The sequence below is a fragment of the Burkholderia sp. JPY481 genome (genome assembly GCF_038900515.1).
GTDB lineage: Bacteria > Pseudomonadota > Gammaproteobacteria > Burkholderiales > Burkholderiaceae > Paraburkholderia > Paraburkholderia youngii.
In genome coordinates this window covers 1-25325 of sequence record NZ_JAYMRT010000032.1, presented here as the reverse complement: position 1 = coordinate 25325, position 25325 = coordinate 1, and the positions used below count along the sequence as shown (strand labels likewise).

The 25325-nt window shown below is 56.1% G+C and carries 21 protein-coding genes and 3 pseudogenes; 6 read left to right on the top strand and 18 right to left on the bottom strand.

Annotated features, from left to right (window positions below; all coding sequences use genetic code 11):
* Positions 1-60 precede the first annotated feature (60 nt).
* Positions 61-1167, top strand: coding sequence for an IS5 family transposase (locus tag VSR82_RS36335; RefSeq protein ID WP_498858593.1), 1107 nt, complete (start codon positions 61-63; stop codon positions 1165-1167).
* On the top strand, positions 1164-1328 hold the full coding sequence (locus VSR82_RS36330) for a hypothetical protein (RefSeq protein WP_410852599.1): 165 nt from the start codon (positions 1164-1166) through the stop codon (positions 1326-1328). Before VSR82_RS36335 ends, VSR82_RS36330 begins: the two co-directional genes overlap by 4 nt.
* 441 nt (positions 1329-1769) lie before the next feature.
* Here the strand turns inward: VSR82_RS36330 and VSR82_RS36325 are convergent, their stop codons facing one another.
* The 14 genes from VSR82_RS36325 to VSR82_RS36260 all read right to left on the bottom strand — a co-directional run bounded on the left by VSR82_RS36325 (position 1770) and on the right by VSR82_RS36260 (position 16965).
* Positions 1770-2582, bottom strand: a complete 813-nt coding sequence (locus VSR82_RS36325) for a maleate cis-trans isomerase family protein (protein ID WP_410852600.1) — start codon at positions 2580-2582, stop codon at positions 1770-1772.
* A gap of 61 nt (positions 2583-2643) precedes the next feature.
* Positions 2644-3528, bottom strand: coding sequence for an ectoine/hydroxyectoine ABC transporter substrate-binding protein EhuB (gene ehuB / locus VSR82_RS36320; protein ID WP_498858586.1), 885 nt, complete (start codon positions 3526-3528; stop codon positions 2644-2646).
* 82 nt (positions 3529-3610) lie between these two features.
* Complete coding sequence (locus VSR82_RS36315; protein WP_498858585.1) at positions 3611-4618, bottom strand: succinylglutamate desuccinylase/aspartoacylase family protein; 1008 nt, start codon at positions 4616-4618, stop codon at positions 3611-3613.
* A gap of 13 nt (positions 4619-4631) precedes the next feature.
* Positions 4632-5840 (bottom strand): M24 family metallopeptidase, encoded by a 1209-nt coding sequence (locus VSR82_RS36310; RefSeq protein WP_498858584.1) that lies wholly within the window; start codon positions 5838-5840, stop codon positions 4632-4634.
* Positions 5837-6610 carry a GntR family transcriptional regulator gene (locus VSR82_RS36305; RefSeq protein WP_498858583.1) on the bottom strand — a complete coding sequence of 258 codons (774 nt, stop codon included), beginning with the start codon at positions 6608-6610 and terminating at the stop codon, positions 5837-5839. Before VSR82_RS36305 ends, VSR82_RS36310 begins: the two co-directional genes overlap by 4 nt.
* A gap of 61 nt (positions 6611-6671) precedes the next feature.
* On the bottom strand, positions 6672-7460 hold the full coding sequence (locus VSR82_RS36300; RefSeq protein WP_429464203.1) for an amino acid ABC transporter ATP-binding protein: 789 nt from the start codon (positions 7458-7460) through the stop codon (positions 6672-6674).
* A gap of 19 nt (positions 7461-7479) precedes the next feature.
* Entirely contained in the window at positions 7480-8139 is a 660-nt protein-coding gene (locus tag VSR82_RS36295; RefSeq protein ID WP_498858582.1) for an amino acid ABC transporter permease, read from the bottom strand.
* Positions 8129-8788: an amino acid ABC transporter permease gene (locus tag VSR82_RS36290; protein ID WP_498858581.1), complete on the bottom strand. Its 660-nt coding sequence runs from the start codon at positions 8786-8788 to the stop codon at positions 8129-8131. Before VSR82_RS36290 ends, VSR82_RS36295 begins: the two co-directional genes overlap by 11 nt.
* Complete coding sequence (locus tag VSR82_RS36285) at positions 8788-9675, bottom strand: transporter substrate-binding domain-containing protein (protein ID WP_498858580.1); 888 nt, start codon at positions 9673-9675, stop codon at positions 8788-8790. Before VSR82_RS36285 ends, VSR82_RS36290 begins: the two co-directional genes overlap by 1 nt.
* Positions 9676-9916: 241 nt before the next feature.
* Complete coding sequence (locus VSR82_RS36280; RefSeq protein WP_498858579.1) at positions 9917-11074, bottom strand: porin; 1158 nt, start codon at positions 11072-11074, stop codon at positions 9917-9919.
* 385 nt (positions 11075-11459) lie between these two features.
* Positions 11460-12434, bottom strand: coding sequence for a LysR substrate-binding domain-containing protein (locus VSR82_RS36275; protein ID WP_498858578.1), 975 nt, complete (start codon positions 12432-12434; stop codon positions 11460-11462).
* Positions 12435-12704: 270 nt separating this feature from the next.
* Positions 12705-13943, bottom strand: a complete 1239-nt coding sequence (locus VSR82_RS36270; RefSeq protein ID WP_498858577.1) for a pyridoxal-phosphate dependent enzyme — start codon at positions 13941-13943, stop codon at positions 12705-12707.
* Between the two features lie 29 nt (positions 13944-13972).
* Complete coding sequence (locus VSR82_RS36265) at positions 13973-15382, bottom strand: amidase (protein ID WP_498858576.1); 1410 nt, start codon at positions 15380-15382, stop codon at positions 13973-13975.
* Between the two features lie 239 nt (positions 15383-15621).
* Complete coding sequence (locus VSR82_RS36260) at positions 15622-16965, bottom strand: MmgE/PrpD family protein (protein WP_498858592.1); 1344 nt, start codon at positions 16963-16965, stop codon at positions 15622-15624.
* Between the two features lie 534 nt (positions 16966-17499).
* Between VSR82_RS36260 and VSR82_RS36255 the strand changes: the two are divergent.
* Positions 17500-18302 (top strand): annotated as a pseudogene (locus VSR82_RS36255) (IS5 family transposase).
* A gap of 187 nt (positions 18303-18489) precedes the next feature.
* On the opposite strand, the pseudogene VSR82_RS36250 reads toward VSR82_RS36255, so the two are convergent.
* A pseudogene (locus VSR82_RS36250) lies at positions 18490-19860 on the bottom strand (IS3 family transposase).
* 59 nt (positions 19861-19919) lie between these two features.
* Here VSR82_RS36250 and VSR82_RS36245 point away from each other — a divergent pair.
* The 3 genes and pseudogenes from VSR82_RS36245 (at position 19920) to VSR82_RS36235 (ending at position 21713) form a co-directional block, all read left to right on the top strand.
* Positions 19920-20393, top strand: a complete 474-nt coding sequence (locus tag VSR82_RS36245) for a transposase (protein WP_410853017.1) — start codon at positions 19920-19922, stop codon at positions 20391-20393.
* A pseudogene (locus VSR82_RS36240) lies at positions 20297-20587 on the top strand (integrase core domain-containing protein); the annotation flags it as partial. The gene VSR82_RS36245 and the pseudogene VSR82_RS36240, both read left to right, overlap by 97 nt.
* Before the next feature lie 174 nt (positions 20588-20761).
* A protein-coding gene (locus VSR82_RS36235) for an IS5 family transposase (RefSeq protein WP_498858575.1) occupies positions 20762-21713 on the top strand; the annotation gives its coding sequence in 2 pieces (ribosomal slippage) (positions 20762-21120 and positions 21119-21713; 954 coding nt in all).
* Positions 21714-22123: 410 nt separating this feature from the next.
* Here the strand turns inward: VSR82_RS36235 and VSR82_RS36230 are convergent.
* The 3 genes from VSR82_RS36230 to VSR82_RS36220 form a co-directional block, all read right to left on the bottom strand.
* Positions 22124-22600 carry a hypothetical protein gene (locus tag VSR82_RS36230; protein ID WP_227717801.1) on the bottom strand — a complete coding sequence of 159 codons (477 nt, stop codon included), beginning with the start codon at positions 22598-22600 and terminating at the stop codon, positions 22124-22126.
* Positions 22601-24135: 1535 nt separating this feature from the next.
* Entirely contained in the window at positions 24136-24687 is a 552-nt protein-coding gene (locus VSR82_RS36225) for a GH25 family lysozyme (RefSeq protein WP_410853128.1), read from the bottom strand.
* Complete coding sequence (locus VSR82_RS36220) at positions 24585-24902, bottom strand: hypothetical protein (RefSeq protein WP_410853133.1); 318 nt, start codon at positions 24900-24902, stop codon at positions 24585-24587. Before VSR82_RS36220 ends, VSR82_RS36225 begins: the two co-directional genes overlap by 103 nt.
* Positions 24903-25325: the final 423 nt, after the last annotated feature.

The following is a 25325-nucleotide window of genomic DNA, read 5'->3' as shown; positions in this document are numbered from 1 at the left end:
ACGGGGTTCGAAGGACAGCCGTTATGGATATCGTGTTCATGAGATTGGGCGATGAGTGCGATGCGCGGGATTGATGAGATGCAGGAGCGGCTGTTTACGAGGGTCAAGCTGGACGACTTCGTCCCTGTTGATCACCCATTGCGACCGATCCGGCAGCTGGTGAATGAAGCATTGAAGCGGCTCAACGGGTTGTTCAGCGTGATCTATGCGGACAGCGGCCGGGCTTCGATTGCACCCGAGAAACTGCTGCGTGCCCTGCTGTTGCAAGTGTTCTACTCGGTGCGCAGCGAGCGCATGCTGATGGAGCAGATGCGCTACAACCTGCTGTTCCGCTGGTTCGTCGGGCTGGCGATCGAGGACGCCGTGTGGGACCACTCGGTGTTCTCGAAGAACCGCGACCGGCTGCTGGAGCATGAAGTGGTAGAAGCGTTTTTTACCGAAGTCATGAGTCTGGCCGACAAACGTGGCCTGCTTTCCAGGGATCATTTTTCGGTGGACGGCACGCTGATTCAGGCGTGGGCCAGTCACAAGAGCTTCCGTGCAAAGGACGGTTCGGACGATGGACCGCCAGCAGGCGGCGGGCGCAATGCCGACACGGACTGGAAAGGCAAGCGGCGCAGCAACGATACGCATGAGTCGAGCACGGATGCGGACGCACGTCTGTTCAAGAAGAGTAAAAAGAGTCCAGCCATCCTGTGCTACCACGGCCACATCCTGATGGAGAACCGCTCCGGGCTGGTGGTCGGCGCTGTGGTCAGTCATGCGGATGGTTTCGCCGAACGGGCCAGCGCCTTGCGGCTGCTCGACTGCGTACCGGGGACGCATGCGAAGACAGTGGGTGCGGACAAGGCCTATGACACGCGCGACTTCGTGAGCGATTGCCGGGCTCGCAACGTGACGCCGCACGTCGCGCGCAACGATGAGCGCGCTGGCGGTAGCGCAATCGACGGTCGCACTTCGCGGCATGCGGGCTACCGGGTCAGCCAGATCATCCGCAAGCGTATCGTGGAGCATTTCGGCTGGGGTAAAACGGTCGGACGGATCCGCCATACGGTCTATCGCGGCCTCAGGCGCGTCGACCAGCACTTCAAGCTGACGATGGTGGCGAGCAATCTGACCCGCATGGCGCGAATGCCAGCTGTGGTGCTGCAGGGAGCGACGCGATGAGCCCCGACGGCGTGGCGATGATGCTGCGCCCGCGCAGCAACCGGGTGCGTTGCCCGCAAAAATCAGCCGGCGAACCCGCAATTCAGCAGCAAATCGCATGCGGAAACCTCGTGAACACAGCTTCGATCTTCATGACGGGGCGCTTTTCAACAGCCTGCTAGAGAGGTTGCATCGAATGTCCATTCGTCTACTTCGATCCTTGGATGCCGGCAGTGTGTTACGGCAAAGCGGTCTCCGGATCAAGTGAGCCTCACGACAATCGAAAGACTTAGCTCTGCGCAATCGCAAACGAAAACAGGACTTCTCCCGCGTTCTCGCTTACAGGATGCGCGGGGCCCGCAGTCTCGGGAAAAGACGTGGCATTGCGGGGCATCAGTCTCGCGCCTCGAAAGAAAAGAGTCCTTATTGAATCTCAAAGAAACCACGCCTTGGGTGGCCCCGCAAGCTCGGCTGGCCCAACGCGACTCATACGTCGACTGCAAGCGTAAGAGCCGAGTCGAACGGCGCGGATTTTCGGCTCCTGCGCTGGATATTCGCAAACGACACTGAAGCAACTAGCCAGACATCTGTCACAGCTCAGAGCTCTGTCTTTCGATCAGCGCTTAATCTCCTATCCCCAGGCGAAAGAGTTGGCCCCAGCCGGGGACATCATCGTCGCATTCAGCAAGTCTCAGGGCATGCCAGCACAACGCCTGATTAGAGGAAATGATTCGCTTTCCCGTTTCTCGTTCGAGCGCGTCGATGACGTGTGCAGCCCGCATCTGGGTACACGCAACAACAATAGTGTCCGCATCTGCAGTACGGACTGCCGTTCGAATAGCGTCAGCAACGCTTTCCGGCGAAATGAAAGGTGCTTCATCACCGATAAAACCGGTCGGATTGGAAAACGTACAAACTGAGGTGACGTCCATTCCCATGTTTTCCAATGCGTGCACCATATCTGATGCAACGTCATGTGGATATGGAGAGACGTATCCAATCCTCCTGGATTTTAGTGCCTTCAGTGCAGCCTTAATTCCACGGAAAGGGTCTGTTACGAGTGCGCCTGGGTGAACCTCGCGCACCAGACGTTCGAGTTCCGACTGCCCGATCACCATTGCAGCCGATGTGCAGCCCAACGCAATGACGTCAGATGGGCGCATGGAATTTATCAGCTTGATCGCCGTCCCGATTTTATCCGCCTGCTGCCTCAGCGTGTCCTTTGAGACGGCTTGGCCACTGCCCCGGGCGGTCGGAACGCGGCTTTCATACAATGCGATACCGGGAAGGGACAGCATTGCTCTCGCTTCGTAAGAGAGTGTCTGATCATTAGAAATCACCACCATCCCTATGTGCGCGCGACTGCCGATTCCGGTGGTGATCTCATAGGGTACGGATACCCACTGCCGCGCCTGAGATTCAGATTGATTCGTCATTCAATACCACGCGTGCTTAGAAGTTGAGGCAGGGTCATGCTTCAGCTCACTCACTCGTTCGTCACTCTGACGCTTCGCAAAGAGCCGTAGCCTTGACATTAATTGACGGAATGTCATCCTTGCTGAATCCATACTTTTCCATAATCTTTGCGATAGTTCCGTCAGCCTTCCGCTTCGCGAGACTTTCGTTGAAAAGCTTCACAAAATTCGCGTCAGTTGGCCTGAACGCGATCGCTCCATAGTTCTTTTTTTCCTGACCATTCGGTTCGACGTACCCAGTGAAAGGCATCGCGCGTTCGACGCCAGTGGTATTCCGATCGCGAAGCAGGCCGATCGCGGTCGCCTGCCCCATCATTAGCGCATCAGAGCGCCCCGCAAGAAGTGCAGCTAAACCCGATTCGATGTCCGGGTAGAGCTGGATACGATCGTGCTTAATGCCTGCAGCAACGGCGTTCTCAGTGGTAGAAGCCCCCCTGATGTCAGTAATACGAATGGCCGGGTTCTTCGCGATGTCGGCGTAGCTGTGGATCTTGAGCGGATTTCCCTTCTTCACTAGTAACGCGTCACCATTAGCCTGAAAAGGGTCTGAGAAGGCGACCTGCTTGCAGCGTGCAGGCGTGATAGCCATACCGGAGGCGACCGCATCGATCCGCCTGGACAGCAGACTCGGGATGAGCGCGCCAAAATCCATCACGATGAAGTCCACTTTTTTGACGCCCATGCCGTCTGTCACAGCCTTAAATACATCAGGATAAAGCCCAGTGACTTCCCCCGAATCCGTCTCGTATCCCCACGGCCAACGATTGTGAACCCCGATTGTAACGGTTCCATCGTTTTTTACCTTGTCACCAAGCGTCTGAGCTCCGGCCGAGCTAATGGTCGCGCTCAACGCAAGAGCAAACACTGCAACAAGGAACGCACAGCGCCATTTGGAATCATTTTTCATCTCATCCCTCTCTGCGATTTGGCTCCATGGGCGCGTCCAGTGCGTTATCCCATGGAATTCAACTTTTAGTAATCCTATGGATTCAATACAAATCTTTCATTAGACCGAAAAGACAATCCCCCCGCCTCGTCAGCGTGGGAAAGCGCCGACATGCCACCATGCCGTCTACAGGAAAACACAGCTCTACCGGAGCGGACGTAGGACGATGGATGGAGTGGAGATACCCTGCCAGCTGCCCCGCGACCACGTCAGCTCCAACCGCAACGGCGGGTTCGAATAGCCCGTCGTCATCTGCATAAACAAAGTAGTCACGCGTCGGCACCTCCGTGAATCTCGTAGGCGCTGGTACATGAAGCGAGTCTTCTCTGTAGATGCCCATATGATGCAAGAGGCGACGAACCCCGTTGCTGGCAATCTGCTTCCCGACATATTGGAGCGTCGCACCGCCGCCTAGTTCAGCGGTAATGACAGGAACTCCCTGCGCTTCACCGGAAGCGGGAAGTGTCGTATTTCCTCCGCCACCTTTACCGTCAGTAAGATAGCTAACTGGCGCGCCAAATACACTGACGAGCTGCATCAATCGCGCGTGCCGCTCGGCGTCAGCCGATGGGCGGATCAGCGCACATGGAACGTATTCCAGCGACCTTCCACCGGAGTGAAGGTCGACAACCAGGTCCGCCATCGGCAGCAGAACCGACGTCACATAATGCGCGATCATCTCTGTCGGCGTGCCGTGAGCCTTGCCCGGATAGACACGGTTGAGATTGCCTTCGTCCATGGGGGACACACGCCGTCCCGCCTCAACCGCCGGAAAATTGAGCGAGGGAAGGATAACGATTCTGCCATTGACATCGTCTGGAGAGATTTCCCGGGCAAGTTCAAGCAGCGCTATCTGACCCTCGTACTCGTCTCCGTGAGTTCCAGCGAACAAGACAGCGGTAGGTCCTTTCCCATTTTTCACGCAGACTACCGGAATCGGGATCCAGCCATACGCTGAGAGATCACTGGAAATCGGCAGGCGCAACGAGCCTGCCTGTTTGCCCTCCTTTTCAAAGCTGATAGGCGACCAGATACGGGTGGGAGTCGACATATTATTGACTTGATTAGCTGATGACAGGAATGGCCGCGGGTGACAGATCGCTGAGAAACTCGATCCCGCTTTCGCGGACATAAACTACCTCTTCGAACTGGAAAACAGCTCCGTCGCGCTCCAGCTTCGGTTCGATGTGGAAAATCATTCCCGGCTCGATCACCGTTGTATCTGTCGCTGACAGCGAAGGAGGTTCGGTCACGTCGAAGCCGCCGCCATGGCCAATCCGGGTTACAGCCGTGTACACCTGTCCCACATCCAGTTCCTTCCACATACGGGCAAAGTTAGCGTAGACGTCTGAGCACGTCATACCAGCCTTTACAGAGCGGCACAGTGTATGGGTCAGTTCGCGGACAGCCGAGTACGTCTTTATCTCCCAGTCCGACGGCTGACCGCCGCGAGCGGTGCGGTTTCTGTCAGCCGGGTAACCTCCGTAGGTCGCTCGAAAGTCTGTCCAAATATAGTGACCTTCTTCTAATCTCCGCTCGCTCGGCGGCCGGCTATAGACGAAATCGCCCTTCGCGAAAAGCATGGCTATCGGGTCGGCCCTTTCGGCACCGTTCAGAAACATCTGCGCCTGCATCCGACGATATAGCTCAATTTCCGTCATGCCAAGATAAGCGTCGGCAATTGTTCGATCGAAAGCGTCATTCACAATGGCGAAGGCCGTCTTCTTCAGATTCGCTTCGAAGTCCGATTTGATCAGCCGCACCTTCCACAACTCGGGCGTTGCATCGGTTACTTTCCCTCCCGCGCTCAAACCGCTCAACGTGGCGATCATTTCAAGCGAGCCAAGGCCGGTCATGTCCTGACCGTAGTCAATTCCAAGGCGAACCGTCCGTCCGCTGAAATGCGCCTGAATGGTTTCCGACAGAGCAGCTACACCCTCACTCAGATATCCATGGTAGTAGACGGCTTTGAACGTACGGGGCTTGTAGCTGACGTTCTTCTGTTCTGTCTTGCTGCCTATCACGATTAGATCGTCCGCTGTCAGCAATGCGAACACCGGCCTTGCCTTGTACATCCACGAGAGCGTGAAGAAGTCCGTAACATACTGGACGTTTTTGATGTCTGTTAGCACGATCGCGTCTAACTGACTGCGCTCCATCTCGCGACGGACACGGCTGAGCCGCCCTTCCAGTTCGGCTAACGGCACATCGGGGGCAGGCCGCAACGCCATGCCAACTTTAGTGGCAGTATCATGGGTAGCTTCCGTCATCATTTTTTCTCCATTCGAGAAATCGCTTCCTTGGACAGGTTGATCGAACATGCAAGCCGATCAAAGGGTGACTCGACAACTCCGAATACATCGATTCCTGGCGTCTCCGTACTTATGTGATACAGGCGACGCAACATAGGATATGTGTTCGGGATAGCGAAGATCTTTTGTGCGCCCGACGATGCAGGAGCAGCATCGATGACCAAGGACATGTCTTTTACCGCTACGTCATGCCTGTTCAGGGCGGTGACAATGAAGTGTTCTCCGAACTCGTCGACGATTTCATCTGGCACCGACGTTGGAACGTATGCGGCGTCGTACATGATGGGTTGCCCGTCGGCATAGATGATCTTCCTCACGCACAGATAGACGTTGTCGGGAGGTCCAAAGAGTGCAAGGGTGGGATCTGCGATCCTCTCCTTCGTGATCGAGACAAGCTCCATGCGTGGTTCAAAGCCAAGTCGGCGCGCGTTGTCCATCGAGGACATCCAGACGTCCAGCTCCCGGATGAAACGTCTCTTCTCCTTGACAAACGTGCCTTTTCCCGGCACAGATTCGAGCACGCCTGCCGACTGAAGATCGCGTACAGCGCGCTTGACCGTGATCGCACTAACGCCGAACTCCTCGCTCATCTGAGCAGTGGACGCAATGGCGTCGCCAGGCTTATAAAAGCCGTTTTCGATCCGTTTGCTGATCTCAGCTCTGACGCTCTCGTGAAGCGAGGAGCTTGACGAAGTCATGCCCTTTGGGCTCGCTGTTTTCTCTGTGGCCATAGCCATCGCAATTAACCCTATATCCTTAATGCCTGCATAACCTCTGGGCGACAGCTCCCGCTCAGTGGAGGATCTGCGAGAGGAACCGTCGGCTACGCTCGTTGTCTGGGTTGTCGAAGAATTTTTGTGGCGTTGCGTCTTCGACAATCTCGCCCTTGTCCATGAAGATCACCCGGTCCGCCACTCTCCGGGCGAACCCCATCTCATGTGTTACACATAGCATCGTCATACCGTCGCGGGCAAGCGTTGTCATTACCTCAAGCACTTCATTTACCATCTCAGGATCGAGAGCGGAAGTCGGCTCGTCGAACAACATGATCTTGGGCTCCATGCACAGCGCTCGAGCGATCGCTACTCGCTGCTGCTGTCCACCTGACAATTGCGACGGATACTTGTTCGCCTGGTCTGCAATACGGACTTTGTCCAGATGGCGAAGCGCAACTTCCCTCGCTTGATGCTTGGAGTACTTCTTTGTGCGCACTGGTGCAAGCATGCAGTTGCCAAGTACGGTAAGGTGGGGAAACAGATTGAACTGTTGAAACACCATGCCGATATCTTGCCGGATTGCCGTCAGGCTTCTGCCCTTGGCTCCGATCTCCGCTCCGTCGACAATCAACTGACCGACCTGGTGATTCTCAAGCTGGTTGATGCAGCGGATCAGTGTTGACTTACCCGAACCGGACGGCCCACAAATGACGATGCGCTCGCCCGTGGTCACGGTCAGATTTACATCTCTCAAAACTTGGAATTTCCCGTACCACTTACTCAGGCCAGAAATCTGGATTGCAGGTCGACCTGTGGCTTCGTTAGTCGGAGCCGTTTCGAATTCAATCTTCCTAAGTGTTTGCATCATGTCCCCTAGATGGTTGTTAGCGCCGGCTCGAAAGGAACAGCCGCTTCTCAAGCCTGTGCACTAGCGCAGTCACAAGCAACGCCAGCCCAAGGAACGCGATTCCTGCCACCAGCATCGGCTCGGCATAGCGGTATGTCTCTGATGCGACATCGAATGCGCTACCCAACATTTCCGGAACTGCCAGAACGGCCAGCGTCGGCGTTGTTTTCAGAATTGATACGAAGTAGCTGCCCATCGGCGCAGCGATGTTGCGCAGCATTTGTGGTGCAACAACGAAGGCTATCGTGTCGATGCGGCTCAACTGAAGAGACTTCGCCGCTTCGACCTGTCCTTTAGGGATGGCATCGATCCCGGACTTGAAGACTTCAGAGAGATAACCGGAGAAGTAGAGGCTCAGTCCCAGAACGCCGACGACCATCGCAGGCAGTTCAATCCCGTAATAGGGGAGGACAAAGAACATGAAATACAACTGGACGAGAACCGGCGTGCACCGAACGAGATCGATAGCAATCGACGTAACGTGGCGCATGACCTTGGAAGACCGTCGAAGCATCTCCCACAAGAAGCCAAGCACGGACGCCCCAACACAGCTGATGATTGCCGTAAGAAGGGTATTGCCAATGCCATCGAGAACTCGAGGGATGATATGAATCGCAAATGCGAGATCAAAGTTCATTGATTGCCTGCCTCTTTTTTCCGAGAGTCCGCTCAAGCCGCCGACCAAGTATAGTCACGGGATAACACACGATGCAGTACGCCAGCACCAGCGCGGTGTAGACCATGACGGGGTTGTACTGAATCTGCGATATCTCCTTCGCGCGATAGGTCATGTCGGTCAACGTGATGAGCGAGACGAGTGCTGTTCCCTTAATAAGTTGTATCGTTAGATTTATAAAATTGGGAATAGTCGAAGTAATCGCCTGAGGGAATTCAACAAACCACAGGACACTCAATCGATTCATGCCGAGCGCCATACCCGCCTCTGCCTGACCCCGCTCGAGGGACTGCAACGCAGCCCTAACCGATTGACTTCCGTAGCCCCCAATGTTCAGCCCCAGCACCATCCCTCCAACCGTGATGGCCGAGAGGTTGATACCAAACGCCGGAAGCGAATAATAAAATGCGTATAAAAGTATGATTGCTGGCGAACTCCGCCAGAATTCGATAACTGCAGTGACGGCCCTGTGCCACGCACCACGCGAGAAAGTCTGCAGAACACCAAATAGCAGAGCAAATGGGATTGCGTACATTAAGCCGACAAAGGTGACGATAGCTGTAATTTCGAAACCTTTGACAATTCCGAGAAAGACCATCAAAAAACTCATTACCGCCTCTCCCCAGCGTTTCCGGAGCAGATATCATCCACTGTTAAACTCGACGGAGGCATTTCCGCTGCGGAAAAGCCATACCTGCTGCCGATTTTTGTAACCGTGCCATCCAGCTGTCGCTTTCTCCAACCCGCTTCATAAAAATCACGTAAGTCGTGATCTTCGAGTCGAAAAGCCACAGCTGCGTAGCTCACAACGGCGCGGCCGGCCTCCATATATCCAGTGAACGGAAGCGCGCGCTCTATTCCTTTGTCATTGGAACCAGCCAACACTGCAATCGCAGTCGCAGTCGCAGTCGCAGTCGATACGGTGAACGCATCTATGCGGCCAGACTTCAAAGCCTCGATGCCGGTCTCGACATCGAATAGCTGCATCCTGCCCTTTGGAACGCCTGCTTTAAACGCATTCTCCGTATTTGAACTTCCGCGTCCTCCACCCATTCTGATCGCCTGGTTTGCTGCAATATCTGCGTAGCTATGGATGCGCAGCAGATTGCCCGCTTGTACCAATACCCCGTCACCGATCGTGACATCCGGGCTGCTGAACGCGACCTGCTTGCAGCGCTGCGGGGTTATTGCCGTACCGGAGGCCACAATATCCACCCTATGAGCGAGACTTGGGATTAGCGCGGGCCAGTCCACCACCTTGAAATGGACTTTCTTCATCAGTTCGGGGCCGAAAACGGCCCGAATCAGATCCGGATAAAACCCGACGACTGCGCCACCCTTGTCAACATATCCCCATGGGGCCTGGTTATGAATCGCGACCACGATTCCGTCTTCCGATAGACGCCGCGGCGGTGCCGACTGCGCTTTGGTCGATGCCGACGGAAAAAGGAATGCCAGAACCAGACCAATAACCGCGAAGGTGGAAAGGGGACGCATGCCAAATCTCACTGAGACGCAGAGTCCAACAGCGGTGCGGTGACGCTGCGATTGTTTAAATCATACTAGGTATATCAGGTTGGAGGCACTAGGGAAAGACCTGAGCTCAGATCTCGTCCGTCGTGTCTCCCCGGCTTGTACAGCGCCAACTAGTAGGAGCGCCGTTCGCCCGGGGAAGTCCTCCGCCGGTCGCTTGCCGCTGGGCTGTGTACCTCTTGCGAGCATTGACCGCCGGCTTTTCCTAGAATTTGTGGCGGATTCCGACGACCACAGCCGTCTGGTTCGAAGTCGAAGATGCCGACAGAGACGTGATGTTTGCCACGGCTTTCCCGCCAGTCGAATCAGTCCCACTCGCATGCTGGTAAATGGCGGAGGCGTAGAGGTCGGTGCGTTTCGAGAGGAAATAGTCTATGCCGAGCATGGCCTGCTGATACGTGGCATCGTTCACGCCGTATCCCTTTGTATAGTCATAGGCGACGCCAACAAGGAGAGAAGGCGTAAACTGGTATTTGTAGTTCGCTTCGACGTTGTGGAATTTTGCCGAACCGCCATTGAATTGAGTCCCGCCCAGATTTGACAGTGCACCAAGATCCTTGAATTGCGTGTTGCTATACGTAAGTCCGAACGTCGAGGCTCCAAGGACGTACGACGCGCCTGCAGCAAACACCTGCTGGGTTTTCGCCGATGCGTAGCCGGAGTAGATACGGTTTCCGGTCATGTTGGATGCCGACGTATTCGAAGTCGCCATATTGCCAAAGAACGAATAGTTCGGACTGTCCACGTTGAGGTACGCGACGCCGAAATCAAACGGTCCCCGGTGATAGCTACCCCCAAGCGACCAGATCTGGTTCCGGTGAAACTGACCCGCATTTCCTCCCAGGCTGTAGAGCGCCTCGCCGGAAAGACCACCGTAATCAACAGTCTTGTACTTGATCGCGTTATTGACACGGTTACCCCCGATCATGTTATCGAGGTCACCGGGATGCGCACCAAAGTAGGGAAACCACTGGCATGCGACAGCGAAGCGGCATGTCTGATCCAGCACTGACTCATACTGACGGCCGAGCGTTAGCGTCCCGTACTGATTTGAAGACAGCCCGACATACACTTGCCGGCCAAAGAGATCACCTCCCTGCGCCAGGCGCCCATTGGTGACGCTGAAACCACCTTCCGTGACGAAGATAGCCTGCAGGCCCCCACCAAGATCTTCCGCGCCTTTCAGCCCCCAACGGCTGCCCTGCAAGTTACCGCTTGTCATGAGATATTGCCGAGCACCCGTTGCGTTGTTCACGAAGGTGATGCCCACATCAAGAATGCCATACAGCGTTACGGAGCTTTGAGCGTGGGCTGCGCCCGCAAAGAGTGCTGCCGCGGCGCCAAACATCATGGTCTTTTTCATCATCGAGTCTCCAAACCTTCCTTTTTTGTGATTGAGCATCGTCAATCCACACGTATGCTCGTCTGGCCGCCCTTAACTTCGTCCAATTGATGCGTTCCGGCGAAGAGCTATGGACACGCACAGACCGAAGATTCGAGTAGCCAAAAACTATGGTCCAATATAAAAACCTAGCAACTTCATAACATCAGTGCATGATCTCGCCGCACCATCGTGTAGTAGTCCTTTCCATACAACGTTCGCCGCCCACAGAACACACTTTTCGACCATGCTCGATGGGCGCGAACAAGGCGCGTCTGAGCTCCCTATCTGGCCCCGACGTCGAGCGCGGAGAAGCTGGCGTCCGGCGAAACCCTGGACACATAGCGCACGCTAAGGCAGAAGTCGACTAAGCTCCGTTTGGCAGGAGCGTGGCCTCGCTCCGGATCTCTTTCGCGCCTTCAACCTGTGTCAACTCGGCTTTCACGCAGTCCAGGAAGGTCAAGCTCGAAAGAGACGGTTGGAAATTGCGTCGGTGTACCAGAGAAAATCCGAATCGAATCGTTGGTACAAACGGCTTGACGACGATCGAACTCTGTCGATCAAGGACGGCCAGTGGGCTGACTACTGATACGCCCAACCCTTGCGCTACCATCGCGACAATGGCAACTGCGTATGGGACTTCCAGGGTCGTCCGGCGCCTGACATTTAGTGTCTCGAACATGCGATCGAGGGCCACACGATTGGCGTCAGTTGAATCCAGCGAAACGAATTCCTCTCCGTCCAGATCTCTGGGACGGATGATGTCTTTCGTCGCGAGGCGGTGGTCCGCCGGCATGATGCAAACGCCGGGCATCGACGCATATTGAACGACGTGCAGATCGGGCTGGTCAGGGCTTGTAGTCGCGAACCCCAGGTCGCACTTTCCCGCCGCAATCCAGTCCAGCACTGTCGCGGAGCTTCGTGTCTGCAGAGTGATAGCCACGTCCGGGTGCGATGCGCGAAATCGTGCGATAGCTCGCGGCAACAGTGTTAGTCCAACGACGGGGATGCTTGCAATGCGCAGTTCACCGGTGGCGGAGTGCTTTATGTTCCACGCGGCCCGTTGGAGCTTTTCCAGACCTATGTACGCGCGTTGTACTTCTCTGAAATACTCGGCTGCTTCTGCCGTGGGTTGAAGTCTCTGCTTGCTCCGCGTGAAAAGTTTCAACCCTGTTCGATACTCAAGCAGGGACAAGAGGCGACTGACAGCTGGTTGCGAGGTACACAACCTCTCTGCCGCCGCTGTCACTGTACCGGTAATCATCACCATCCTGAACGCCTCTATCTGCCGGATGTTCGGCGATACGGGCGTTTCAGTAGCGATGCCGTCATAGTTGTCCATGGTTCTCTCCCCTGCAGTGAAAGATCAGACGGAAGCCATCGAACTGCGGCACCATGTCCTGTCCTCTACCGAGGATGTCTATCTCGGCGAGCCTTATGGCACCTCGACCGTTGGCATCCCAACCTTGTAACCGCCGAGGCGTTACGTGAGACTTCCGGCAATCCAGTTCCGGTGCCCGCGCGATCGCATGTATCAGTGCAGGCGCCTTCGATGGCTGCCTGCCGCTCCGCAAAAAATCTTACAAGCGCGCTGACATGCCTGCTCCGACTACTATCGCGCGAACGGTTGCCGTCCTTCGTCGCGGGAATGAACTTGCAGCCGAGGAAGCGTCGCGGCTGGCTCGCGTGGAGAAGCTGCGGTGCCAAGAACAGCAAGCGTTGATTCCTCATCCAATAACCCCTTTTCGCGGAGCGTCGTTACCGCCGATAACGTTGCCGCGGATCCGAGCTCCAGGTCGACGCCGTGGCGAGCGGCCAACTTCTGGGCATCTATAGCAGCCGGGTCGCTTACGCAGACGGCGATTCCCCGACCGTTTCTGAGTGCCCTGACTGCCTGATCGGTCACAGTGTCACCACCGAGGGAAAACTGGCGCGTAGTCCCAGCGAATTCGGAAGTAACGCTGGCCTTGCCAGTCAGAACGAGCGAGAGCCGGGGAAAAGGCTCTACCGCATACAGCACTGGACTTCGCGTAACGAGACCACTGCGCTGCAGGTCGCTGTACCCCTCAGCAATTCCCCAGAGAAGATCACCTCGACTGCAAGGCACGACAATGGCATCCAGCGGTCCGGCCTGTTGCCAGAGTTCATATGCAACAGTTTTGTATCCCTGAACACCCCACGGATTACTTCCAACTGCCGGAATCGCATAGTTAGTCACCGGAAACCAGCCATCGGCCACCATCTTGGCCATCAGGTCCCATCGTTCCCGCGGGCTGGAAACAGCGATGATTTCGGCGCCAGCCCTGTCCAGAAAATACCGGTAAGCGTCGGTGATCGATGGGGTCGTTATAACCACGCACGGCACCCCGGCCGCCGCCGAATACGCGGCGAGCGAAACAGCGGCATTACCGGAACTTGCGCATATCAATCCCCGTGCGCCAACGTCGATCGCCCGCGCGACGACGAGCGGTGTCATCCTGTCTTTATGGCTTCCCGTCGGGTTGGCAGCTTCCCGCTTTAGCAAAACGGATCCGACATCAAGCACTTTCGCCAGGTTTGACAGCGAGACGAGCGGCGTTCCTCCTTCTCCTAGACTGGGAAAACTTTTGTATGGCAGCCAATCGCCGTACGTTAACATCGGCCCCACTATCGCAGGAAGCGATGCCGGAAGCTGGTTGTATGTTGCCGCAAGAGAAGTTGGGCACCCTTCCCGCCTTGAGGCCGGGTCGCCCTCAAACCAGTCTCCGATTGCATAAGATGACTTTCCGTCGAGGCTTCTAAAGCCCTGTAGATGAGGATTACGAATAATGTACAGCCTTGCGTCCATGATCGGATTGGTTTGTGGGTTCATTGCAGGATGGTGCCCGAGGGAGGAAATAATCAGCTTTCGACGGCTTCACGTTTGTTAGCGACGCTAGGACGGATGTCACGAAAGGTCGTAGCCTTTTCGAAGGCAGAAGCTAATTGGATGAGCTTGCCTTCCATAAACGGCTTCGCCGCTATCTGAACTGACACTGGCATGTTTCCTATCCCAAATCCAGAACATATAACGATGCTTGGCCAACCCGTAACGTTGAACGGGTCGTAGAACCCGGGCTTTGCCAGACCGCCCCAACGGGACACATCGGCCATGAACGGAGCTTCATTGGAAGCGCCGGCAGTAACAATCACGTCCACGCCGGCTGCCGCAGCGGCAGTCGCAATACATAACCGTCGCCGTTCGCGGACCGCGTTCACGTAATCGGCCGCGGTGAGGGTGGCTCCAAGCAACAGTCGCAGTCTTAGTTGCTCTCCAAATTCTGCTGGACTAGAGCGCAACGTCTTCTGGTGGATGGAGTGAGCCTCTGCGGTCATGATCACAAAGCTCGTTGCCTGATAGTCTTCAAGACGCGGCATTTTCAGTTGATCGGCGTGTGCGCCCAGCGCCGTCCACACCGAAATTGCTCGATCCAAACCCTCTTTGACAGACGGCGTCACCGGATTTTCAGCTTCGTGCCAGTCCGACGCGACACCGATACGAATCCCTCGCACGTTGTCTTCAGCGCGTGACATGAGATCGGGAGGGGCCAGCTCTACACTCCCCGGATCGGCACGGTCATGCCTGACCATTTCCTGAAGAAGCAACCCGCAATCTTCGGCGTTCCAGGCGATGGTGCCGACATGATCCAAAGAGGGCGCCAGCGGCAAGATTCCTCGTTTGCTACATAGGCCATACGTCGGCTTCAACCCCACCACTCCGCATAGTGCGGCAGGCGCCCTGATGGATCCCGCCGTATCAGTGCCTGTACCTCCCAAAATCAGTCCTGCCGCGACAGCGGCCGCCGTGCCGCTCGATGAGCCAGACGTGAATCGCCGCGTATCCCACGGGTTCCGGGCAGGTGGCCAAGGGAGATCAAATGACGGGCCTCCCAATGCAAACTCGTGCGTCGCGAGTTTTCCCAACGAGATCGCTCCTGCGTCCGCAAGCGAGCGCACGACGCACGCGTCCACTTCGGGTATCCAACCCTTAAGCAATTTTGAGTGTGCGCTCGTTTGGACGCCTTTGGTTAGGACGATATCTTTGTGGGCGATAGGAATCCCGTCCAACTTCCCACGCAACTCACCTTTCATCATCCGGCGCTCGGCGGCTGTCGCTTCCTCGCGCGCTCGTTCTGCCGTTACCGTAATGAATGCGTCCAGGCACGGGTCGACAGACTCAATCCTCGACAGACATCGGTCGACTAGTTCAACCGGCGATAGCTTGCGCCTGCGAATCAGATCCGACGCTTCAGAAATAGTTGGAATTTGCATTGAGAGACCTATCCGCAGTCAGATTGACGCCTAGCACCGAGAAAAGATGTGAGTACTCAACTGTTTCCTGTTGCCCAAATGCGCTAAGGCGCTCACAAAGACGCCAGGCGTGCGGTAGCCCTTCCCACAATGCCTCAAGTTCGCTATCTTCAACCGCTATGCCTTGCTTCTCCAACAGGTCTCTCAACTCGCTTAATGTGTCGCAACGCAACATCGTCTCCCCTATCCTCTTTTCTCGACTATCCCAATTCCACGATGAGATGCCTTGCAGGCAAATCAAAATCTGCGGCGATATCTGAGCATGCCGCGATGATCCTGTCGCTTCGCCGTTGTATCTCGGCAGGCTGGCCTCGGACCAGATCCCAAAATTTGTCTTCCGTTTGCACCCATGTCATCGGGTTCTCTACGTCGCCGACCGGCAACCGGACCTCGCGCGTGTACAAAACGCCGTGCACTTTTACGCCGACTCGCGAGGGTGTAAGTTCCGGGAAAGCGCGCTCGAACTCGGCTGCGACCCGCAACTTTACTTTCTTCGCAACGCTCAATACTTCTTCGTCATCGAGCAAAGACCGCTCAAGTGGGCGCAATGCCGCGGCCCCGCGCGAGGCGGCTACTGCGACGTTGAACGAAATGCTAAACTGAGCGCCCTCCCGCGTTGGCGGTGCTACCTCATTTGTGATGGAGAGCGCCTCTGGGAACACATCGACTATGATCTCTTCCGCGTTCGCTACTGCAATCGGGATGTCGTTGGCGAGTGCGAGCATTGCGTCAGTCGCAGCGTGCGCGTAGCGGCACGACGCATACGGCTTGAGATAGATATGCTCCACCTCCCATCGCCCCCCCAAATTTTCGATAATGGCCGCGGAAGAAAAAACGTCCGGTCGATCGAGGCAGTCCAAGGGGCCATCCGCTCCAGCCTTCGCTCTCGCCACCGCGACAAGCGCGGTCACAACTGACCACGGGCTACTTCCTTTCACACTGCTCATACGTCGATAACTACCCGCAGGAAGGTTCTCAGGTGACTCAGCTCCCGCGATCGCTATCGCGTTCGCGATCTGCACCGGGGAAAGGCTCTCGAGCCAACCGAGTGCTGCTGCTACGCCGTATCCCACCCATCGTCCTGACGAATATGTTTTGACGGAACCGCGGGGCCTCGCTGCCGCTATCCGGCATGCAATGTCGTAGCCGATCACGCACGCGCCCAGAAGCTTGTGCGCGGTTGCCGACTGTCCGCTCGCGCTGCAAGCCGCGATTACAGCGGGCACTATTGCCGCGCCAGGGTGACCACTCGCTCGCCGGTGACCGTCGTCAATGTCGAGAGCACTTGCTGCCGCACAGTTGGAAAGGAGTGCAGCAGCTCTGTGTACCGTTGTGTTCGCAAACCACACATTGTCAACACCACGGCCGAAGGCTGCGAACGCTGCCTCCCGCATCTCGGAGGCATTCTTTGTCGGGAAGCCTCCGGCGGCAGAAGCCAACGTATCCAGGATTGAGTGCGCCGCGCGCCGCAGAGCGCTCTCGCATATGTCCGCCGAAGTCAGCCCAGCGACGAATTCCCCAAGAAGTAACGCCGTATCACTCATTAAACGCTCGCATAAACGTTTTGTGGTCATCGGCCGCAAACGGAGTATTACGATTCGATGTACCTAGTATACCCGGTATGCGAGCATGACAAAATTCGTCTGTCAAGCGGCATCGGTTCCCGGCTTTACGTGTGTGCGCGAGGACGGCGGGACGGGAAGCCGGGTGGGACTGACCGGACAAGCTGGTATATGAGGAGGTCGATCTGGTTTGAACCCGCCCGGCGTGCTCCGGTCAATCCCCATAGGCGGCTACGCGCCATCATGGCGTAGGGCATAGCCGCCAAAGTAGCGTTGCATTCGGGCGACAAAGCGACGTGTTTTATATAGGCAGCAGCAAACGAGTACGTCAATGAGTACATTAATGGCGGCGAATCAGAAAATATTCTCTTAAATCAGCCAGCTAAGCATAAAATCAGAGTCCTCTCCTGGTTCTTTGCAAAAGAAACCTGTTCCGAAGCAAAGAAACCTGTGCTGTCGTTTTAAAGCGGCTAACACAACCTGGACGTCAAGCCATGGGTTTCGTATCCTGGGCGCATGTCCAGAAGAAAAATCAGCAATGAACTGTGGGCGGCGCTGGAACTGTTGATTCCGGCATTTACGCCGTCACCCAAAGGCGGCCGTCGGCGCACAGTTGACGACCGCGCAGCACTGAGCGGCATCCTGTATGTCCTGCAAACAGGCATCCCATGGGAAGACCTGCCGCAGGAACTGGGTTTCGGCAGCGGCATGACATGCTGGCGACGGCTACGAGACTGGCAGGCCGCAGGCGTGTGGGAGCAACTGCTTCTGGCAATGCTTCGCCGGTTGCGTGAACACGACCAGATTGATTGGGAACGGGCGAGCCTCGATGCTGCCAGTGTTGCCAGCCCCCGGGGGGCCAGGAAACCGGCCCCAACCCGACAGACCGGGGAAAGCTCGGGTCGAAACGGCACATCGTGGCAGACGCGCTCGGCATTCCACTGGCCATCAGGTCACGGGCGCCAACCGACACGACTCGATGGCATTCGAGCCCACGCTCGATGCCATTCCGGCAGTCTCGGGTCTGAATGGCCAGCCCCGCAAACGCCGGGGCAAGTTGCATGCGGACAAGGGCTATGACTTTGCCCGCTCTCGGCGTTACCTGAAGCAGCGCGGAATCACGGCCCGTATTGCCCGTCGCGGCGTGGAAAGCAAGGAGCGGCCCGGGCGGCATCGCTGGGTGGTCGAGCACGCATGCCGAGTTTGCCGGTTTCGGCAAACTGCGCATTCGTTTCGAACGGCGTCTCGACATTCATAGTGCTTTGCTTTCCTTGGCTGCTGCCGTTACCTGCTCGCGCTTCGTTGATGACGTGTGTTAGCGGCTCTTAGAGGAAAGAAATCTGTTTTAGGCGGGCTGTGACCTCGTAGGCACCGGCAAAGAAAACTGATCTGACGCTGCTAAACCCTTGTATTGCAAGCACCCGGCGATGTCACCTTGATCATGCGGGCGACGAAAGCGACGATCGTGTCCACCTATTTTTGGACTGCCCCCCAGAAGTTGGACGGTTAGATGGCTACGCCTGGACCGAATTGAGTCCGATATTTTACGGGGCTCATGCCCTGCAGTTTTAGCTTGATACGGTCATGGTTGTAGTACCGGATATAGTCCTTTATGCCGACCTCCAGCTCGTCAAGATTATCAAATTTGTTGAGATAAAAGAACTCCGCTTTGAGGGTGCCGAAGAAGCTCTCCATGGCGGCATTGTCATAGCAGTTGCCCTTGCGTGACATGCTTTGTGTGATCGAACGGTTCTCAAGAAGGCGACGGTACACCGCCATCTGATATTGCCAGCCCTGGTCGGAATGTAAGATTGGCTTGTCGCTCTGCTTGAGCCGACCAAATGCCTTTTTTAGCATAGTGCCTACCACGTCAAGCAAAGGACGCCGGGCCATCTGGTACGCAACGATCTCACCATTGTAAAGGTCAAGCACTGGGGAGAGATAGAGCTTCTCCCCACGAACGTTGAATTCGGTCACGTCTGTGCCCACTTCTGGTTCGGCGATTCTGCGTCGAACTTGCGTTCGAGAACATTTGGCGCAATTTTTCCCACTTCGCCCTTATAGGCGCGATATTTCTTGATCCGCACGCAGGACTTCAGTCGCAGATCACCCATGAGACGCTGGATCGTCTTGTGGTTGACGGCGAGGCCCTCTTGCCGAATCGTAGCGGTGATGCGGCGGTAGCCATATCGCCCTTTATGCCTGTCGAAGATTGTCTTGATCCGGGCCTTGAGGTCAGCATACTTGTCGGCCGCCTGCAGCGCCTTCTGTTGATAATAGAAAGTGCTGCGCGCCAAGCCTGCTAGCTTGAGCAGACCGGCAAGAGGGTATTGGTGCCTTAGCTCGATCACGATTTGTGCTTTTTGCGCTGCGCTTGCTCCGCGGTCGTTTGAACCAAGGCATTGAGCTTTTTTAGATAGGCGTTCTCCATGCGGAGGTTGTCCAGTTCCTTTATCAATTCGTCGCGAGTGCGCCTAGCGTCACCCTTTGATGATCTCGGAGATTCTGTGGTCTGATGCTTTGTCATCTTCTTGCGGCGTGAGGAAGCGTGTGGTGACAAGGCCTCCAGTCCGCCCTGATCGTAGTTGCGCTCCCACGTAGCGATAATATTGAAGTTGCGAATAGCGCGGCGGCCTGCCGATAGGAAAGGCCCTCGTCACGCATGCGTCGCAACACAGACAGCTTGAATTTTAAGCTATAGGTGGCCCGCGCCTTTTCCCTGACGCCTGCAGCACCATGCGAACGATAGCCTGCCACCCATTTGCGTAGCGACGTAACATCCACATCATGGCGGCGAGCAACGACTTTGAGCCCGGCCGTTCCCGAACAATAATTCTTGACGACCGCGAGCTTCGTCTCTTCCGAATACTTGCCCACAAGACTCCCTGCAGAAGTGTCCAACTTCTGGGGGTCAGTCCATTTCGAGGTGGACACCTATGGCTGACAAAGACTCAGAGTTAAGAGTCGTACGGCAGAGCCGTGATGTCCAGCGCACGGTGGTCGAGGCCGCGCTGCAACCCGGCGTTTCCGTCGCGCGCATGGCTCAGGAACACGGGATCAATGCCAATCTGCTACGTAAATCGATCACAAAATACCTGCTGGAGCGGGAGAAAGGCATCTCGCCTGCACCACAGGAGCCTGTTGCTGAGCATCACGAGACGGCGCCTGCGGCAGAAGTGATCGATGGCGTGGCCATCGACCTTCTGGGTCCGTGCAAGGCCGCATCACCCACGAGAACGTCATCTGCATTCGTCCCCGTCGTTTCGGTGCCGCCGGCGTTGCTCCCCGAAGGAAGCGCCTTGGCGAGAGCGCCTATCCGCGCAAGGCGTTCGCGAGCCTCGACGAGGCACGTGCCTGGACGCAGCAGTTTGTGCGTTGGTACAACCACGGGCACAAACACAGCGGCCTGAAATTCGTCACGCCGGCGCAGCGTCATAGCGGCGTTGCCGCCACAGTGTTGGCACAGCGGGAAGCCGTCTACGCGCAGGCCAAGGCCCGCAACCCGCAGCGTTGGTCTGGCTCGCCCCGCAATTGGGAATTGAAGGACGAAGTCTGGCTCAATCCAGAGCGCATGCCCCCGGCCGAGTTAAAGCAGTGCGCGTAAAGTGACATGACAACTACGTTGACAAACACCGAGATCGTCGGCCAGTATGGGTCTGGCCATTGCCTTTTCGCCGTCGAAACAACGATCAGGTTAAGGAAGGTCTGCAAAAGTCCTGGCATTGACGCCCCGTTCAGCTATCCTGGAAGCATCGCGAATTAGTTGAGGAGAAGAGTAATGTCGCAGTTGGGTCTTCACCTGGATCTGTCAACCAAGCGCACGCGCAAGCGGGAATTTCTCGATGAGATGCGGCGTGTCGTGCCTTGGTCGAAGCTGATTGCGCTGATCGAGCCGCACTATCCGGCAGGCAAAACCGGACGGCCGCCTTTCCCGATCGCGACGATGCTGCAAATTCATTTTATGCAGCAGTGGTTCGGTCTGTCGGACCCTGCAATGGAAGAGGCGCTGTACGACGTGCCGCTGTATCGCGAGTTCGCGGGTCTCGACGGCGGCATGGTGCGTTTGCCGGATGAAAGCACGATTCTCCGGTTCCGCCATCTGCTTGAAACACATGGGCTGGCCGCGCAAATGCTCACTGGTCAATGAGATCCTGACGGAGAAGGGCTTGATGCTAAAGGCTGGATCCGCAGTCGACGCTACCCTGATTGCCGCGCCCAGTTCGACAAAGAACGGTTCCGGCACCCGGGATCCGGAAATGCACTCGACGCAGAAAGGCGGCAACTGGTATTTCGGAATGAAATCGCACATCGGCGTCGACGCAGACTCCGGACTGGTTCATACAGTCATTGGAACGGCGGCCAATGTGCACGACACCACCGTTGCCCAGGCGTTGCTGCACGGCAAGGAGACGGATGTCTACGCTGACGCCGGGTATCAGGGAAGCGAAAAGCATTGTAAGGCCGACGCAGCTCGTTGGCATGTTGCGATGAGACCGGGCAAGCGCAGACTACTGGACCAGAGTAATCCTCTGGACGCGATATACGATCAGATCGAGCGGCTCAAGGCCGGTATCCGTGCCAAGGTTGAGCACCCGTTTCGCGTCATCAAGCGGCAGTTCGGCTATGCGAAGACCCGCTATCGCGGTTTGATGAAAAACACTGCCCAGATCACCACGTTGTTCGCTTTGAGCAATTTGTGGATGGCGCGCAGAGCTTTGCGAAACGCTTAAGATGGAGCCGGTGCGGGCATATGTTTCACCGGTACAGCCTCCGACTGGTGACTGTACCGGGCGATCTCCGCACAAGGAATGTCGTCGCCGTTCAGACTGCGATGCGTGTGGAAAATCGCCGCTACGAAAACGACTTCTGCAGAGCTTCCTTAACAACCGATGCACGTTTCCATGATTTATCGACCGAGCGAGGTTCTTGAAACAGTGACTTCAAGGTAGCTTGGGTGTGTATTTTGCTGAAAGCAGCCTAACGGGCCATGTCTGTAAGAACCTTATTAACGGTTGACGATTTCTAGATATTTGTGCGCTCCCGCTCATCGCCAGCGGTGAAGTCTGGCTATCGCCAGTGTCATCCGCGTGGATATTCGACTAATTCCGCGACTCATCATTTGCGGTAGACGTGCGATTGATTACCGTACGGCCTGACGGTCACCCCCGCGGAGTGGGCGTAGATCACTGTCCGAGCAAAGCTTGTCCAGGTAGTTACTCGCGCGCACTATGATCTCCATGCGGGTGACGCAGATCTGGCGATCGTACTCGTTGATCACCGCAGTGAGGTCATCGATTAACTCTCGGGGAACGCTCCACCTTCCGCTGTTGTCAGCCTCGACGATGATATCTTCGAGGCCACGCTTAACGTTTTCAAGGAATTCGATGTCAAGCTTCCCATGTCCTGCCCGAGTGATAAAGCTCGTGATAATTGTGACCTGCAAGGCTACGTTGATCAGAGGACGGTCCCGCTCGCCATTGCGTAGACGCTCAAGTGCGATGCGTGCTCGCAGCACCAGATCAGACGCCTGTTTTCGTGGCATAGGGAGTAAGAGTGCTTTGCAATGCGCTGCAGCCGATGGTGTCAGCAATGACTGGTGATTTTTGTTGTTGGGCATGTTTGGAAAATCCACAGATTCAGTTCGAGACGGATGTTGGGATGAATCGCCGGTGATCAAGAGTGATTGTCGGACTTGCCCCTGCGTCATTGTATTGCCTCGTGAAGTCCGCGCGCCCTGCAGCGTTAGCTCGCAGCAACATTCATGTGTGAGAGAGACGGGCCGTTTTGATACCAGTGCGAACCGCGGAATGGATCAGGACTCGTACGGTGCTTACCTCTAACCGGAAATAGAGTCGCTCGATAATCGCGAGCCATCCTCTTTCCCTTCCTTGACAATGTCGCCGGAATCGGGGTAGGCTTGGACGTTCTCTCGTGCGGTCGCCTAGGAGTTCATATTTTCGCAGATCGGCGCAACGGGCCGGGCCTGACGATCTGGTGGTGGCCTGTCGGCGGACGCGGTTAGACACGTGCTCGTCAGCAACATCACAAAATCCCTCGTTTCGGGTGCAGCTGAGATTGACATCTCGCGCACGGTGCCGACGGCGCCTGCCAAATGCGCGTTTCTGCCTAAACGCGTGATCCGGCCTCATCGAAGCACATCGACTGAAGACGATTTGCGACAGATGGTGATTCGGCCAAATTCTTCCGGTTTGAGCGACAACGACAACGGTTTTTATGGTCCCCCCAATCGAGCTTATATTTGTTTATGTCGGCGAGTTCTCAATGGATCAAACTTGGCTAAAAGGCAATAATTTTCGTCCCATCTCGGGGACCATTTATTTGCGAAATGTCAAACTGACGAAGGCTCCTCATCTTGACGTCCACGTCAATTTGACCTTCGAGAACTATAATTTCAACGCTGTGACGTGCACCGAACCATTCGGATCCTTGAGGATGCCGATCGGCTTTGGGAATTGCCCGATCCTGAGGCAGTAGGTCGGGCGATCTGGGTCTATTCCGACATGAATTGGTGCAGTACATCCAGTCTTAAACGCTGGCTCGCAAATGGCGGAATGACTTTTCAAGCCTGAAATCTGCATGCCGCGAACTGGCTGGGATCATAGAGGAGTGGGAATACGAGGTTGGTCAGGCAGGTTGCGAGGTGTTGGAAGTCTCGAAGGCGACTACACACAAGATCGATTTGATTGGCGTCGGCAATCTCGATGAGCCTCCACAAACCTGACGGCCGTCCCTGTCTGCGACAACCCTTCGGGTGCCGGCAGATGCGGCTAGCAATGCGACCGATGTGGCAAAACGTTGTGGTAGATTGTCTCGATCAGAGTGCGTTTGCTGCGAATCGAATGCAAGACGCTCTGATCGATTCGAGCGCTTCGTTCAGTCGCAGTCCGATTTGTCACATGCGTGATTGGTTGGAAAGACGTCATCTAGCCGGAACATTGTGAACATCGATCGATATAGCCGTCTACCTGACGTATTTATGTCCAAGCTTGTCAGACTATTGTTCCAACGTTGACTCCGCCGTTATGACGAGGCTGGGAGGAGGCATTTCCAACAGCCTCCTAGATGTTGCTCGGATTTGCTCGGCACTTCGACCCGACGGCATGCAACTGTCAGTGGCAGCTTGCGTTGGACTCAGTATCTCGGGCGCCCGGGCTTCCTCACACCGTATGGAAGTAAGCTAGATGCCGGCTGCGGGATGGGCAAGCGGACCAGTCGCTGCAATTCCGCGATGGAGCCGTTAAAAATATCGAAGTCAGCCGGCACGGGACTGTTGTGGAAGTGATCTGATCGCTGCCAGAATGTGAAATCCGACCATGCCGGGGGCAACTTCGGCGAGCTTGCGTTGGTCCAGTCGGCAATCCATAAGGGAAACCGGCCGAATTCGGGGGCGCTAAGATACTCGTGGCCAGTCTCCCAGTCGGTGTAGATGATGGGAATGCATTTCATGGTTTCTTGTACCCGCTGGAGTGCCACCGCAAAAATGCGATCGGCCGTCGCAATGTCCGGAACGGAGGCGTGCAGCGGAAAACCCGCGCGTTCGATATCTATCGTAAGGCAGAGGTCGCGCATCGCCGGTGCCCCTATAGTGCCGACCGCGACATCAACTTGTTCGATAGGGTCTTGGTCTGGACGGAAAAAAGATATGCGCCTCGGTAGACGCCCTGCTTCTTCATGATTTTCCAATTCTCGAGGAACTCCGGATCGGGCCACTTGCCGTAGGCGACACGTGCAAATGCGAAATCGATACGAGGAGCGACTGCGAACACCGCCTCCGCTCCTGACTTGCCTCTGCCCGACCACTTTGAGACATCGAGCCCCAGTGGACGCTGGGGCAAATCGACAATGGCAGCCTCCTTCTCATTGCCCTCAGGAATGAATGCACCGATCGTCTCCGCCATCCGTGGTGCCTCGCTGGGCCCGGTGTTTGCAACATGGCATTAAATGGTCCTGCGCGCCAGAGGTCTCTGGATAGAGCACTCTCGGTCAGCGGGCTTGCCGCGCTGTTGTTGACGGCGACCGTCGATTTCAATTTGCCGTAGCTCTCGACAGCAGGCGCTGGCGCTTGTAATGTGGGTTCGCTCGTTTTCGGCGCTTCGCCCTCACTCTTATGCGCCGCGTGATTGCAGTTGCGATTTGCAACCGTGAATTCAGCCGCTAGGACGCAAAGAAGAGCGAGTATGGACAATATGACTAACTGAAGCGCCCCGGGTTTTCCGGAGACTCCACTTCTTGAGAAAATGGAGCTATGGAAAACACGAAGAAGAAGTCCCCGAGGTACTCGCCGGAAGTTCGTGAGCGGGCTGTGCGAATGGTACTGGAAC